The sequence below is a fragment of the Paracoccus albicereus genome (assembly GCF_024359525.1).
Classification (GTDB): Bacteria; Pseudomonadota; Alphaproteobacteria; order Rhodobacterales; family Rhodobacteraceae; genus Paracoccus; species Paracoccus albicereus.
The window spans coordinates 167660-180548 of record NZ_JAKZEU010000003.1; the positions used below are offsets into that span (position 1 = coordinate 167660).

Genomic DNA, 12889 nt, shown 5'->3' on the forward strand with positions numbered 1-12889 from the left:
GGGTGTTGCGGCCTTGGCTGTCTGCCATCTGCCCTGTTCATGGCGGGTTTGCGTGAATGGTCGTTGTCGCTTGGCAGACTCGGCGCCATCTTGGAAGCTGGAAATGGCGTCCAAGCTGACGGAAGGACAAGACATGGACATCGTGCCGACGAGCCTCGGCGATCGGGAAATCGCGCTGGTGATCTTCGGAACCACACTGCTGAGCGGATTGGGCCTGTGGCTGTGGTCAGAGGCACGCGGAGACCTGCGCGCCTTGGCCCATGTCGCGGCCCTGTGGCTGGTCGTGGCCGCGATGGCGGGGATCGCCGGTTCGCCCTTCCCGCTGATCATGCTGGCCGGGACCGCCCTTGCGATCACCGGGATCGCGACCCTTCGCTGGGCCGAGGCGCACTGGTAGCCTTCGCATCCCCGGGCGGGTCGAGTTCGGCACCGAACCCGATCCGGTAGGGTTCGGCTTCGCGCGCGGGCGGCACCGCCATCAGCATGAAGTTCAGCTGGCTGACATGCTGAACGACCGCAACATACTGTCGTCCGTCCAGAAGCCCGTAGAATTCGATGATGTTCGGATTACGGAATGCCATGCCCCGGACGTGGACCGGCGCCCCGCCCCCGAAATTCGCCAGCCGAATGCCCAGTTCATGGTCCTGCGGCAGGTTTTCTTGAAAATGCTTCACCCGTGCGCGAAGGTGATCGTAGACGCCTTCGGCCGCATGCAGGCTGGCCTGATCGGCGGCACTGTCGACCGGCCATAGATCTTCGGCGATGGCGGGAACCGGGGGCGGTGCGACGGCCTCTGCCGAGGCGGCCCTGGCGGCTTTCTTCTTCGTCATGCGCATTCCATCCTGAGCGATCAGGTGGAGTGTGTCACGGGAGATGAGGGGATTGAAGCTATCAGCGCTGCGGGGGTGGATTTCGAAAACCGGGTAACAATCCGCTCGTCAAACCTGAAACCGCGACCCCACGCAGCGCCGTGACGTCGATATAGGGGTAGAATATTGCTTTGTCGAGGAAATTCATCATCACAAACGCGGCGTCAGCGCATTTTCGGCGGCGCAACTTTCCGAGCGAGACGGCTCATGTCGCCCATGCGGTAGAGCCGGATTTCACGCCAGAGCTTCAGCGTCGGCTTCATCGCGAAGCAGACCGATCCGATGGTGAAAAACCAGGTGGCGGGCACGGATTCGGACGGAAAGAAGAACAGGATCGATCCGATGATGAACATCGCCGCGGCGGCGAAATCGACGAGCGTGTGAGCCAGTTCGAACCGGGCGGCGATGCGTTCGGCCTCGGGGCCCTGGGGGCGTTTGTCGCGGCGAAAGACATGAGAAAGGAAGGTCATGGCGGCGGTGTCCGTATTGTCAGGGCCGGACCCTAGCACCGGGATCAAGGGATCGCGAATCCGCGGGTCGCTTGCGCGGGCGCGGTTCGTCCCCAAATTCAGGACGATGCCTGACGAAGGAACAAAAATGGACACGCAACGCGAATTGCTGATCGAGCAGAGGGTCGCCAACGAGGCGAAGTCGCCTCTGGTCGCCTACCTGCTCTTGATCTTCCTGTGGGGCTGCGGCGTCCACCGGATGTATCTGGGTCGCTCGTTCAGCGGCATCGTGATGCTGGTGATCTGGGGGCTTGGCTGGCTGACCGCGCCGATCCTGATCGGCTGGCCCGCGATCGGCCTTGTCGTGTTGTGGTGCGTGCTGGACCTGTTCCTGATCCCCGGCATGATCCGCGACGACCGCGAGGCCATCCGCAGGAGGATGCGCTGAGGCGTCACACCCCGGATCATGAAAAAACGCCCGGATGCAGGATGCTGCATCCGGGCCTTTTTTACATCCGGGTCGCGTCAGGCGGCGCGGCGGCGGCGGCGCAGACCAGCCAGACCCGCCAGCGCGCCCATCAGCAGGATCGCAGGCGCGGGCAGCGGAACGGCCGAAGGCGTGGCTGCCGATTGGGCGTTGAAGTTGACCGGGTTCTGACCGGTGAAATGGATCACCACCCATTTCTTGGCGAAGTTGGTGAAGTCGATCGTCAGCGTCTGCACGGGCTTGTAGGCGTCGATGTAGAACTTGCCCAGCGTTTCGCCGCACCAGCCACCGCAAGCCTTGGGGTCGTCCACGACCATGATCTGGCCATCGGCCTGATAGCTGCAGCCCGACCAGTCGCCGTTGCCGCAAGGCGTCGCGTAAGGCGCGCTAAAGGTCAGCGTCTGCAGCCCGTCGAGCTGACCGATGAACTTGTCATTCTGTTTGTAGGTCGCGGCGGAGGCAGGCAGCGCCGCGAACGCGGCCAGCACGGCCGCAATCTTCAGGATACGCATCACAAGAAACCAATTCTGCGGGCCGCATCCGATATGCGGCGCTCGAATTGGTCATTATGCGCAGCGACCGCGTCGCGCTACCTGTCCTTTTGGTGAGGGCGGCGGTGTGACGCAACGGCATTTGAAGGCAAGGGCCGAGCGTGTCGCGTTCGCCCGAGGAAATCCGAGGATCAACTTGAAGTGATCAATACAGCCCCGCCGCTTTGCGCAGCGCATCGTTCATGCGGCTCTGCCAGCCGGGACCGTCGGCCTTGAAGCGGTCGATCACCTCGGGATCGAGACGCAGCGTGGTCGAGACCTTGGTCTTCGCGGCTTTCGATCGTCCGGGGCGGACCGGAACGGCAGCGAACTTCGCGTGCTAGTCGGTGGTCGCAAGATCGGGGGCGTCGTCAGAGAAATTGGGGGCCGTAGAGCTTCTGTTCTCGGTCATTGGCTTTCCTGAGACTGATGATCCGCGGCTGTTTCCGCGCGGGATCCAGACGGCAACGATCATGCGGCGATCCAGCCAACCAATGGTGATGAAGCGCAACTCGCCGTAGTCAAAGCGGTCGTCCTGCACCGTCAGCGTCGGATCGTCGAAAACCTCACCGACCCGCGCCATGTCGAAACCGTGTTCGGTGACGATCAGCGCAAGTTCAGCAGGGTCGAACTCGATGGCCAATTAGTGTTATTACAAAAATGAGGCGTGCGATGCGTTTTAGAAAGACGCGATCCTCAAATATCTAGGCCGGTTCTATCAGCGATCTGCTTACGTAGATATGCCATAGCCAGTTGCTTCATAATTTCAATTGAAGCCGAGCCTCCTGTCTCCGCAACGGCAGCCTTCGTTTTGCTCCAAACACCCTCATCCCGAATTGAATCGAGGTAATCATGACCTTGCGCTGTCAGTCTATAGACATCGCCATTACGTCCACGCTCCTGAACCAGCCCTTGATCAGCGAGCAATTGCATATGGAAGTATTCTTTTTGAGAGTCTGCGTTAGAGCCCATATGAAGTGCGGAAACGGTCAGCCAGTCATCGGCTGATTCCATGCTCATCAGCAACTGGCGGATGAAGTCGTGATCACGTTTTGGCACTACCGCGACAACCCACCTGCGACGCTTGGCACATCGCCGGCCGCGAAACCGTAATGACGAAGCCACCGCAGATCGCTTTCGAAGAACGCGCGCAGATCCGGGATGCCGTATTTCAGCATGGCCAGCCGGTCGATGCCCATGCCGAAGGCAAAGCCCTGCCACTGGTCGGGGTCAACGCCGGCCGAGCGCAGCACGTGGGGATGGACCATGCCGGAACCCAGGATCTCCATCCAGTCGTTGCCCTCGCCGATCTTCAACTGGCCGCCTTCCCACGAACAGCGGATGTCGACCTCGGCCGAGGGTTCGGTGAAGGGGAAGTGGCTGGCGCGGAAACGCAGTTCGACCGCCTCGACCTCGAAGAAGGCGCGGCAGAATTCCTCCAGCGTCCATTTCAACTGCGCCATGGAAATGTCGCGGTCGATCGCCAGCCCCTCGATCTGGTGGAACATCGGCGTGTGGGTCTGGTCCATGTCCATGCGATAGACGCGACCCGGCGCGATGACGCGGATGGGCGCGCCCTGGGCCTGCATGGCGCGGACCTGGACGGGGCTGGTATGGGTGCGCAGGACATGGGGCGGACGGTCGTCGCCCTCGGCGCGGTGCAGGAAGAACGTGTCGTGTTCCTGGCGCGCGGGATGTTCGGGGGCGATGTTCAGCGCGTCGAAATTGAACCAGTCGCTTTCGACCTGTGGGCCTTCGGCGACCGCAAAGCCCATGTCGGCGAAGATCGCGATGATCTCTTCCGTCACCTGGCTGATCGGATGGATCGTGCCCTGCGGACGCGGACGGCCCGGCAACGTCACGTCCAGCCATTCGTCCTTGAGGCGCGCGTCGAGCGCCGCATCCTCCAGCCCGGACTTGCGGGCGCGAAGCGCGGCGTCGATCTCATCCTTCAGGCGGTTCAGGGCGGCGCCGGCGGTCTGGCGTTCCTCGGGCGACATCTTGCCCAGTTCGCGCATCTTCAGGCTGATCTCGCCCTTCTTGCCAAGTGCCGCGACGCGCACATCCTCCAGAGCGGGGGCGTCGCCGGCAGCGGCGATGCGGTCGAGCCAGGTCTGGCGGATCGTGTCGAGGTCACTCATGGCGCGTCTTTCCGGGTTCCGTGCGGCCCGCGCGGATTAGCATGGGCCGCACGGAAAGGGAAAGGGCGTCACGCCCGCGCGGCAACGCGCAGCCATAGGCCGCCATAGGGCCGCAAAGTCAGGATCATGCGGGGTTCGGGCTTGCGGCCTGGGATGGTGTCGAAGCGCAGCCCGGCCAGAAGGGTCGCGAGGATGATCGCGGCCTCCTGCCGCGCGAAGCTCATCCCGATGCAGATGCGGGGGCCGGCGCCGAAAGGAAGGAAGGCGAAGCGGTCGGGCGGGGACAGGAAGCGGTCGGGGTCGAAGGCGTCGGGATTGTCCCATAGTTGGCGATGGCGGTGCAGCGCGTAGATCGGCAGCATCACCGTGTCGCCGGGAAGGATCTCGCGACCGCAGAGCGTATCGGGCGCCTGCGCGGTGCGCGACAGGAACGCCGCAGGCGGGTAAAGGCGCAAGGCCTCATCCACGATGCGGCGAATCAGCGGCAGCGCATCCAGATCGGCCGCGCTGGCCGCACGGTCGCCCAGGGCGGCCTGCGCCTCGGCGGCGGCAAGGTTCTGTATGTCCTGATCGAAGGCGCAGAGATAAAGCGCCCAGGCCAGCGTCAGCGCGGTCGTTTCATGCCCCGCGACGATGAAGGCGAGCAGGTTGTCGCGCAATTCGTCGCGGGTCATCGCGCGTTCGGTCTCGGGGTCCTGCGCGTCCAGAAGCAGGTCCAGAAGATCGGGCGGGCCGTCCTTTTCAGCAGCTGCGGCGCGGCTGGCGATGGCGTCATCGGCCAGCTTCTTCATCCGGCGCAGACTGGTCCCGGCGATCACCCTACCCGGCCGCGGCACCCAGCCCGGCAGGCCCATCACGTCCAGCAGCGAGACCTTGGCGGCCTGCGCGATATAGGCGTCCACGGCGTCATGGACGACCGCGCGGTCGAACGACCCGTCGCCCGAGAAGGTCACGTCCGAAATGACCTCGAATGTCGCGGTCACGGTCTCGTCGAGCACATTCACCGGCCCCTGCCCCATCGCGGCGCTCAGGCGTCGGGCCGAGGCCTCGGCAGCGGCGCTCATCACCGGGCCCAAGGCCTCGACATGGCGTTGCGCGAAGGCGGGGGCCGCGGCGCGGCGCTGCCAGCGCCAATGCGCGCCCTCGGCCACGAACAGGCTTTGCCCGATCGCGGGTTCCAGGATCAGCTTCGTCACGTCGGATTTGGGATAATCCTCAAGCCGGTCCAGCAGCACTCGCTTCAGCGCGCCGGGGTCCATGACCATGTGCCAGCGCACGCCCGTCTTGCCCGACACCATCGGCTGGCGCGTCGCCAGTTCGGGGATGATCGACAGCAGGTTGCGGCGGGCGGCCATCACCGTGCCGAAGATGCCGATGGGCTTGGTCGCCAGTTCGACCCGGGCGGGCAGGTTCGCTGTGGCGTCGAGCGGCATGACAGGTCCTGACTTTGCTGGGGCGCAGGTTCAATCTGTGCGCCCGGCCGGACGCAATCAAGGTTGCGCCCTGCCCGCGGGCGCGGCTATCGCGACATGATGAACGATCCGGTCCAGACCCTCGATGTCGTGCCGCGTCTGTTTCCCGCGATCCTGCGGGGCGAGAAGACGCGTACGATCCGCTGGCGCGAGGGTCTCATCCGCCCCGGCCCGCTGCGCTTTGTCAGTGCCGGGGCGAGCGTCATGGCCGAGGTCACGCAGGTCACCGACATGCCGCTGCGCGCTGCGGCGGCTTTTGTCGGCATGGCGGCCGAATGGCCCGATGCGGTGATGCTGGGCGGGATGCGCGAGCATTACCCGGCGATCACGCTGGACGATGTCGTGCAGGTGGTGGCGTTTCGGCTGACCGAACCGGAAGCCAGCTAGGGCGCGAAGATCAGCGCGATATAGGCCATGAAGAGGACCAGATGGACCGCGCCGTGCAGCACGTTGGTGCGCCGCGCGCCGAAGGTCTGGACCGAGACGATGAGCGACAGCGCCAGCATGATCTGCATCTGGTTGCCGAGGCCCAGCACCACCGGCTGACCGGTGATCATGCCGATGGTCAGGACCGCAGGGACGGTCAGGCCGATGGTGGACAGCGCCGCACCGAGGCACAGGTTGACCGCGCGCTGCAACCGGTTGCGCAGAGCGGCGCGGACCGCGCTCATCCCCTCGGCCGCCAGCACGATGATGGCGATCAGCACGCCGCCCAGCGCCTTCGGCACGCCCAGAACCGCGGTGCCGTGATCGACGAAGCCGCCCATCTTCTTCGACAGCAGCACGATCGGGATCAACGTCGCGGCCAGCAGCAGGAAATGCGCCCAAGAGGGGTAGCGCGTCACGTGATGCGGCATGGGAACCGGCGGCTCTTCCGCCTCGGTGAAGAAGCCACGGTGACGTACAGTCTGGATCGACAGGAAGACCAGATACAGCGCCAGCGTCACGAACGAGAAGAACCCGGCCTGAAACGGGGTGAAGGTCGGTGTCGCGCTGGAGGCCGTGTAGTCTGGCAGGACCAGCGAGAAGACCGACAACGGGACCAGCACGGTCAGGAAGGCGGTGGCGCCGGCGAAATTGTAGTTCTGTTCACCGAAGCGCAGCGCCCCCAGAAGCAATGACAGGCCGACGAGGCCGTTCAGCACGATCATCAGCACCGCGAACATGGTGTCGCGGGCCAGCGTCGGGCCGCCATCGCCCGACAGCATGACCGAGCCGATCAGCGCGACCTCGATCACCACGACCGAGAGCGTCAGGATCAGGGTGCCGTAGGGTTCGCCCAGTTTCTCGGCCAGGGCCTCGGCGTGGCGCACGACGGCCGAGGCGCCGAAGATCATCACACCGAACAGCCAAACGAAACCCAGAAGGCCCAGCAGGTCGCTGCTGGCCATCGCCAAGCCGCCGGGATTGACGGTAAAGATCGCGAGCGTGGCGATGACCGCAAGGATCGCCCGTTCGCGCAGGATGTTGTGGAGAAACTGGCCCATCGGGGGCGACGATAGCCGCCGCCCGAGCAGCCCACAATCAGGCGCGACGGCGAGCGGTGCCGCCGATCGTCACGAAACCGAAAGCCGCATGAAAAAGGCCCGCCAATGGCGGGCCTCAGGATCACGGATCAGACGACCTTGCGGCTTAGGCCGCGGCCTTGGCCTGTTCCACGATCGCGCCGAAGGCGTCGGGTTCGTTTACGGCCAGATCGGCCAGAACCTTGCGGTCCACCTCGATACCGGCTTTCGCCAGCAGGTTGATGAAGCGCGAATAGGTCATTTCGGCATCGACCGCGCGAACCGCGGCGTTGATGCGCTGGATCCACAACGCGCGGAAGTTGCGCTTGCGGTTCTTGCGGTCGCGGGTGGCGTACTGGTTCGCCTTGTCCACCGCCTGCGTCGCGGTGCGGAAGTTCCGCGAACGGTTGCCGTAATAGCCCTTGGCCTGTTCCAGGACCTTCTTGTGACGGGCGTGGGTCACCTTGCCGGATTTAACGCGTGCCATGTGTCAGTCCTCGATCAGCGGTTGTAGGGCATGTATTTCTTGACGATCTTGGCATCCGCGTCCGACAGGACGGTGGTGCCGCGCGCGTCGCGGATGAACTTCGTCGTGCGCTTGATCATGCCGTGGCGTTTGCCGGCCTGCGCCGACTTGACCTTGCCCGAGGCCGTCATGGAGAACCGCTTCTTCGCGGCCGATTTGGTCTTCATCTTCGGCATTTTCAGCTCCTTCGTCAGGGGTGAACGCGCGACTCGGCAATGCCAATCGGCCGGCCGCGCGGGTCTTGAAGCGCGCCCTATACGGGTGGGCGCGGGTGATTGCAAGGCTTCAGGCCCGGTTCAGGCCGGTGTGACGCCGATCACACCCTGCCATGCGCGCATCACGTCGCCCGGCTGAAAACCGTCGGGCTGGGCGAAGGCGCCGGCGAACATCAGCGCGATGCCCAGGACCAGCATGATCGCGGCGGCGCGCGGCGGTTCGGTCCGGGCGAGCTGGATCACCGCCCACAGAACCGAAAGCGCGCAGAGCGCAACGCCGCCCAGAAGAAGAAGATCCGACATGTGACCTGCCCGGTTGTAACTGACCGCGCAGGATTATTCCGGGTCGGTGCTGGAGATCAAGCGTTCGTCGCAGGGCGCGATGCGCAGGATGTTCGTCGTGCCCGACACACGGAACGGCACCCCGGCGATCACGACGATCTGGTTGCCTTCCTCGGCGAAGTTGTGGTCGCGCGCGGCACGGACGGCGTTCACCACCGCCTCCTTGAAGCGGCTGACCGAGGGCGTCTTGACGCAATGGCAGCCCCAGGTCAGGACCAGCCGGCGCAGCGTCTCGTCCAGCGGCGAGAGCGCGATGATCGGCACGCGCGGCCGTTCGCGCGCGCAGATCAGCGCTGTCGTGCCGGACTGGGTGAAGGCGCAGATGGCCGCGATATCGGTGGTTTCCGCGATCTCGCGTGCGGCGGTCACGATGCCATCGGCAATCGTGTGAAGCTTCGCGCTGCGCGAGGATTCGATGATCTGGCGATAGGTCGGGTCGGCCTCGACCGAGCGGGCGACCGCGTCCATCGTCTGGATCGCCTCGACCGGGTACTGGCCGGCGGCGCTTTCGGCCGACAGCATCACCGCGTCCGCACCTTCGTAGATGGCGTTCGCGACGTCCGAGACCTCGGCCCGGGTGGGCATCGGGCTGTCGATCATCGATTCCAGCATCTGGGTCGCGACGATCACGGGCTTGGCGGCCGCGCGGCAGGCGCGGACCATGCGCTTCTGGATCGGCGGCACGGAATGGACCGGCATCTCAACGCCCAGATCGCCGCGCGCAACCATGATCCCGTCGCTGACGCGCAAAATCTCGTCGAAGGCGCGGACGGCAGCGGGTTTTTCGACCTTGACCATGACGGCGGCGCGACCCTTGGCCAGCGCCTTGCCTTCTTCGACATCCTCGGGGCGCTGAACGAAGGATAGGGCCAGCCAGTCGACGCCGAGCTCGCAGGCGAATTCCAGGTCTTCCTTGTCCTTGTCCGACAGCGCGGCCAGCGGAAGCACCACATCGGGGACGTTGACGCCCTTGTTGTTGGAAATCTCGCCGCCCGCCGTCACCGTGCAATCGGCGAAGTCGGGGCCGAAATCCTTGACCTTCATGCGGATCTTACCGTCGTTGACCAGCAGGCCCGCGCCCTTTTCCAGCGCCGCGAAGATCTCGGGGTGGGGCAACTGCACGCGCGATGCGTCACCCGGCGCGTCGTTCAGGTCGAAGCGGAACTTCTGCCCGGTCTCAAGCTCGATCGGGCCGGCGGCGAAGCGACCGACGCGCAGCTTCGGACCCTGAAGGTCGGCGAGGATGGCGATCGGGCGACCGGTCTCTTCCTCGATCCGGCGGATCGCGGCGTGGCGGGCGCGGTGATCGTCGTGGGTGCCGTGCGACATGTTCAGCCGGAACACGTCGGCACCCGCATCGAAGAGCTTGCGGATCATCGCCTCGTCGCTCGATGCGGGCCCCAGCGTCGCCACGATCTTGATCTTGCGGTGCCGTCTCATGGCGGTCCCCCTGCCTTGCATGCCTGCCGTATGTTTGCGCTATCTATGCCGGAGTTGCGGCGGCGCGGCAACTGGCCATCGGCAGATTCATGGCCTATGGAACGGCCCCAACAAGGACGGATTCATGGCGGAACAGCCCTTTCGCACCATCGGCGAGGATCGACCTTCGCGATGGCTCATCACCTGCGATCACGCGACGAACCGGGTGCCGGACTGGGTCGGCGGCGGGGATCTGGGCATCGCGCCCGAGGACATGGCGCGCCACATCGCCTTCGATGTCGGCGCGGCGGGGCTGGCCGAACAACTGGCCGCGGTGATGAACGCGCCTGCGATCCTGTCGGATTTCTCGCGCCTGGTGATCGACCCCAACCGAGGCGAGGATGACCCGACGCTGCTGATGCGGCTTTACGACGGCACGGTCATTCCGGCCAACCGCAAGGCCGATGCGGCCGAACGCGAGCGTCGGCTGAACCTGCTGCACCGGCCCTACCACGCCGCGCTGGAGCGGCTGGCCGGCACCCACCCCGATCGCGGGATCTGCGCGATCCACAGTTTCACACCGCAATTGCGCGGCCGCCCGCCCCGGCCCTGGTTGGTCGGAATTCTATATTCGCATCGCGACGAGCGCATCGGCCCGCCCATGGTGCGCGCCTGCCGCGAGGCGGGCTGGATCACCGGCGACAACCAGCCCTATTCCGGCCATCTGGACGGGGATTCGGTCGACCGCCACGCCCTGCAGCACGGTCGTCCGAACATGCTGATCGAGGTCAGGAACGATCTGATCGCGACCGAGGCGGGCCAGAAGGAATGGGCTGATAAGCTGGCGCCGGTGATCGAAAGGGTGACGGCCGAGACGGGCGTCTAGGCCGGCTTCAGACCGCGGCCTTGCGGCTTTCGTCCAGGTAGATCTCGCGCAACCGCGTTGCCGCCGGGCCGGGGGTGCCCTGCCCCACCGAGACGCCGTCGATTTCCACCACCGGCATCACGAAGGCCGAAGCCGAAGTCACGAAGGCTTCGTCGGCGTCCTTCGCCTCGTCGATCGTGAAGGCGCGTTCCTCGACCTTCATCTGCGCTTCCTTGGCAAAGCGAAGGACCGCGGCGCGGGTGATGCCGTGCAGGATGTCGTGGGACAATTCGCGGGTGATGATCGTGCCGCCCTTCACGATATAGGCGTTGTTCGACGTGCCTTCGGTCACGCGGCCGTCTTCGACCAGCCAGGCGTCGTCGGCGCCTTTCGCCTTGGCCTCCATCTTGGCCATGCTGGGATAAAGCAACTGCACCGTCTTGATGTCGCGGCGCCCCCAGCGCAGATCCTCGGTCGAGATCACGCGGATGCCCTGTTTCGCGGCCGGATTGTCGGCAAGGCCGGGCTTGGACTGGGTGAACATGACCACGGTCGGCGCGGTGTCCGCAGGCGGATAGGCGAAGTCGCGGTCGCCCGGATTGCCGCGCGTGACCTGAAGATAGATCAGGCCATCCTCGATCCCGTTGCGGGTGACCAGTTCGCGGTGCGCTGTCAGAAACTCGTCGTCCGACAACGGGTTCTGCATGTCGAGCGCGTCCATCGACCGTTTCAGGCGCGCCATGTGGCCACCGAAATCGATCAGCTTTCCGCCGAGCACCGAAGTGACTTCGTAGATCGCGTCGGCCATCACGAAGCCGCGGTCGAAGATCGAGACCTTCGCCTCGTCCTCGGGCAGATAGTCGCCATTCAGGTAGACGGTGCGGGTCATGGGGGCCTCCGTGGTCATGCGCGTGGCGCTTGGTGCGCAAAAGCGCGCCGCGCGTCAAGCATGGCCCACGGTATGCGACGGTGTTCAAAATCTGTTGATGCGCACGCAAGAATGTCTTAATCCGGCCGAACCGATATCGCCACGACCGGAGTCAGGATGAGTTTTCGCCTACAGCCCGCGCCCGTCGAACGCCTGAACCGCTGCCAGCTGTTCGGCCCCGGCTCCCGCGAGAACCTGTTTGCGAAGATGGCCGCGTCCGAGGCCGACGTCATCAACATCGACCTGGAGGATTCGGTCGCGCCCGATGACAAGGACGCGGCGCGCAAGGCCGTCGTCCAGGCGATCGGGGACATCGACTGGGGCGACAAGACGCTGTCGGTGCGGATCAACGGGCTGGATACGCCGTGGTGGTACCGCGATGTCGTGGACCTGCTGGAACAGGCGTCCGATCGGCTGGACCTGATCATGATCCCGAAGGCCGGCACCGCGTCCGACATCTATGCCGTCGATGCGCTGGTCACCGCGATCGAGGCGGCGAAGGGTCGCAAGCGAAAGCTGGGTTTCGAGGCGATCATCGAGAGCGCTGCCGGTATCAGCCATGTCGAGGAGATCGCCGCAGCCTCGCCGCGGATGCAGGCGATCAGTCTGGGTGCTGCGGATTTCGCGGCATCGATGGGGATGGCCACCACCGGCATCGGCGGAACCCAGGAAGATTATTACATGCTGCATCAGGGTCAGTCCTACTGGCCCGATCCGTGGCACTGGGCGACCGCAAAGATCGTCGCCGCCTGCCGCACCCATGGCGTGCTGCCCGTCGACGGCCCCTATGGCGATTTCAGCGATGCGGACGGGTTCCGCGCGCAGGCCCGTCGCGTCGCGACACTGGGCATGGTCGGTAAATGGGCGATCCATCCCAGCCAGGTCGCGCTGGCGAACGAGGTCTTTTCGCCCGGCGAGAAGGCGGTGACCGAAGCGCGCGAGATCATCGCCGCGATGGAAGATGCCAAGAAATCCGGCCAGGGCGCGGCCACCTACAAGGGCCGGCTGATCGACATCGCCTCGATCAAGCAGGCCGAGGTGATCGTGAAGCAGGCCGACAAGATCGCGGCGAAATCCGCGTAAAGGACCCCAAGGGCCCGCGCATCGGGGGGATGCGGCAGGCCCGACACGGGGAGGAGCG

General features: G+C 65.0%; 18 protein-coding genes and 1 pseudogene. 5 read left to right on the forward strand and 14 right to left on the reverse strand.

What is annotated here, in order from left to right; all coding sequences use genetic code 11:
* Positions 1 to 133 precede the first annotated feature (133 nt).
* Positions 134 to 397 (forward strand): hypothetical protein, encoded by a 264-nt coding sequence (locus tag MLD63_RS09600; protein WP_255329689.1) that lies wholly within the window; start codon positions 134 to 136, stop codon positions 395 to 397.
* Here the strand turns inward: MLD63_RS09600 and MLD63_RS09605 are convergent.
* Both MLD63_RS09605 and MLD63_RS09610 read right to left on the reverse strand, forming a co-directional pair.
* A complete protein-coding gene (locus MLD63_RS09605) occupies positions 354 to 830 on the reverse strand; it encodes a DUF6173 family protein (protein WP_255329690.1) in 477 nt (158 codons plus the stop codon). The genes MLD63_RS09600 and MLD63_RS09605 overlap by 44 nt on opposite strands.
* Positions 831 to 1033: 203 nt before the next feature.
* Entirely contained in the window at positions 1034 to 1339 is a 306-nt protein-coding gene (locus tag MLD63_RS09610) for a YrhK family protein (RefSeq protein WP_255329691.1), read from the reverse strand.
* Positions 1340 to 1466: 127 nt separating this feature from the next.
* Between MLD63_RS09610 and MLD63_RS09615 the strand changes: the two genes are divergently transcribed.
* Positions 1467 to 1766, forward strand: a complete 300-nt coding sequence (locus MLD63_RS09615; RefSeq protein ID WP_255329692.1) for a TM2 domain-containing protein — start codon at positions 1467 to 1469, stop codon at positions 1764 to 1766.
* Positions 1767 to 1843: 77 nt separating this feature from the next.
* On the opposite strand, the gene MLD63_RS09620 is transcribed toward MLD63_RS09615, so the two are convergent.
* The 6 genes and pseudogenes from MLD63_RS09620 to MLD63_RS09645 form a co-directional block, all read right to left on the reverse strand.
* A complete protein-coding gene (locus MLD63_RS09620) occupies positions 1844 to 2317 on the reverse strand; it encodes a hypothetical protein (RefSeq protein WP_255329693.1) in 474 nt (157 codons plus the stop codon).
* Between the two features lie 184 nt (positions 2318 to 2501).
* Positions 2502 to 2639, reverse strand: a pseudogene (locus MLD63_RS09625) (BrnA antitoxin family protein); the annotation flags it as partial.
* A 36-nt stretch (positions 2640 to 2675) separates the two neighbouring features.
* On the reverse strand, positions 2676 to 2978 hold the full coding sequence (locus tag MLD63_RS09630; protein WP_255329694.1) for a BrnT family toxin: 303 nt from the start codon (positions 2976 to 2978) through the stop codon (positions 2676 to 2678).
* Positions 2979 to 3031: 53 nt separating this feature from the next.
* A complete protein-coding gene (locus tag MLD63_RS09635; RefSeq protein ID WP_369697000.1) occupies positions 3032 to 3460 on the reverse strand; it encodes a DUF2513 domain-containing protein in 429 nt (142 codons plus the stop codon).
* Entirely contained in the window at positions 3394 to 4476 is a 1083-nt protein-coding gene (gene pheS / locus MLD63_RS09640; protein WP_255329696.1) for a phenylalanine--tRNA ligase subunit alpha, read from the reverse strand. Before pheS ends, MLD63_RS09635 begins: the two co-directional genes overlap by 67 nt.
* 68 nt (positions 4477 to 4544) lie before the next feature.
* Positions 4545 to 5909 (reverse strand): cytochrome P450, encoded by a 1365-nt coding sequence (locus tag MLD63_RS09645; protein ID WP_255329697.1) that lies wholly within the window; start codon positions 5907 to 5909, stop codon positions 4545 to 4547.
* Positions 5910 to 5972: 63 nt separating this feature from the next.
* Here MLD63_RS09645 and MLD63_RS09650 point away from each other — a divergent pair, with 63 nt between their 5' ends.
* Positions 5973 to 6335, forward strand: coding sequence for an ASCH domain-containing protein (locus MLD63_RS09650; RefSeq protein ID WP_255329698.1), 363 nt, complete (start codon positions 5973 to 5975; stop codon positions 6333 to 6335).
* Here MLD63_RS09650 and MLD63_RS09655 read toward each other — a convergent pair.
* The 5 genes from MLD63_RS09655 to pyk all read right to left on the reverse strand — a co-directional run bounded on the left by MLD63_RS09655 (position 6332) and on the right by pyk (position 9976).
* Positions 6332 to 7435 (reverse strand): calcium:cation antiporter, encoded by a 1104-nt coding sequence (locus MLD63_RS09655; protein WP_255329699.1) that lies wholly within the window; start codon positions 7433 to 7435, stop codon positions 6332 to 6334. The genes MLD63_RS09650 and MLD63_RS09655 overlap by 4 nt on opposite strands.
* Before the next feature lie 145 nt (positions 7436 to 7580).
* Positions 7581 to 7940 carry a 50S ribosomal protein L20 gene (rplT, locus tag MLD63_RS09660; RefSeq protein ID WP_255329700.1) on the reverse strand — a complete coding sequence of 120 codons (360 nt, stop codon included), beginning with the start codon at positions 7938 to 7940 and terminating at the stop codon, positions 7581 to 7583.
* Positions 7941 to 7954: 14 nt separating this feature from the next.
* Positions 7955 to 8155 carry a 50S ribosomal protein L35 gene (rpmI, locus tag MLD63_RS09665; protein WP_143791292.1) on the reverse strand — a complete coding sequence of 67 codons (201 nt, stop codon included), beginning with the start codon at positions 8153 to 8155 and terminating at the stop codon, positions 7955 to 7957.
* 120 nt (positions 8156 to 8275) lie between these two features.
* Positions 8276 to 8497: a hypothetical protein gene (locus MLD63_RS09670; RefSeq protein WP_255329701.1), complete on the reverse strand. Its 222-nt coding sequence runs from the start codon at positions 8495 to 8497 to the stop codon at positions 8276 to 8278.
* A gap of 33 nt (positions 8498 to 8530) precedes the next feature.
* A complete protein-coding gene (pyk, locus tag MLD63_RS09675; protein ID WP_255329702.1) occupies positions 8531 to 9976 on the reverse strand; it encodes a pyruvate kinase in 1446 nt (481 codons plus the stop codon).
* A 124-nt stretch (positions 9977 to 10100) separates the two neighbouring features.
* On the opposite strand from pyk, the gene MLD63_RS09680 reads away from it, so the two are divergent.
* Positions 10101 to 10841 carry an N-formylglutamate amidohydrolase gene (locus tag MLD63_RS09680; RefSeq protein ID WP_255329703.1) on the forward strand — a complete coding sequence of 247 codons (741 nt, stop codon included), beginning with the start codon at positions 10101 to 10103 and terminating at the stop codon, positions 10839 to 10841.
* Positions 10842 to 10848: 7 nt separating this feature from the next.
* Here the strand turns inward: MLD63_RS09680 and MLD63_RS09685 are convergent, their stop codons facing one another.
* On the reverse strand, positions 10849 to 11709 hold the full coding sequence (locus MLD63_RS09685; protein WP_255329704.1) for a D-amino-acid transaminase: 861 nt from the start codon (positions 11707 to 11709) through the stop codon (positions 10849 to 10851).
* 156 nt (positions 11710 to 11865) lie between these two features.
* Between MLD63_RS09685 and MLD63_RS09690 the strand changes: the two genes are divergently transcribed.
* Positions 11866 to 12831: an HpcH/HpaI aldolase/citrate lyase family protein gene (locus tag MLD63_RS09690; protein ID WP_255329705.1), complete on the forward strand. Its 966-nt coding sequence runs from the start codon at positions 11866 to 11868 to the stop codon at positions 12829 to 12831.
* Positions 12832 to 12889: the final 58 nt, after the last annotated feature.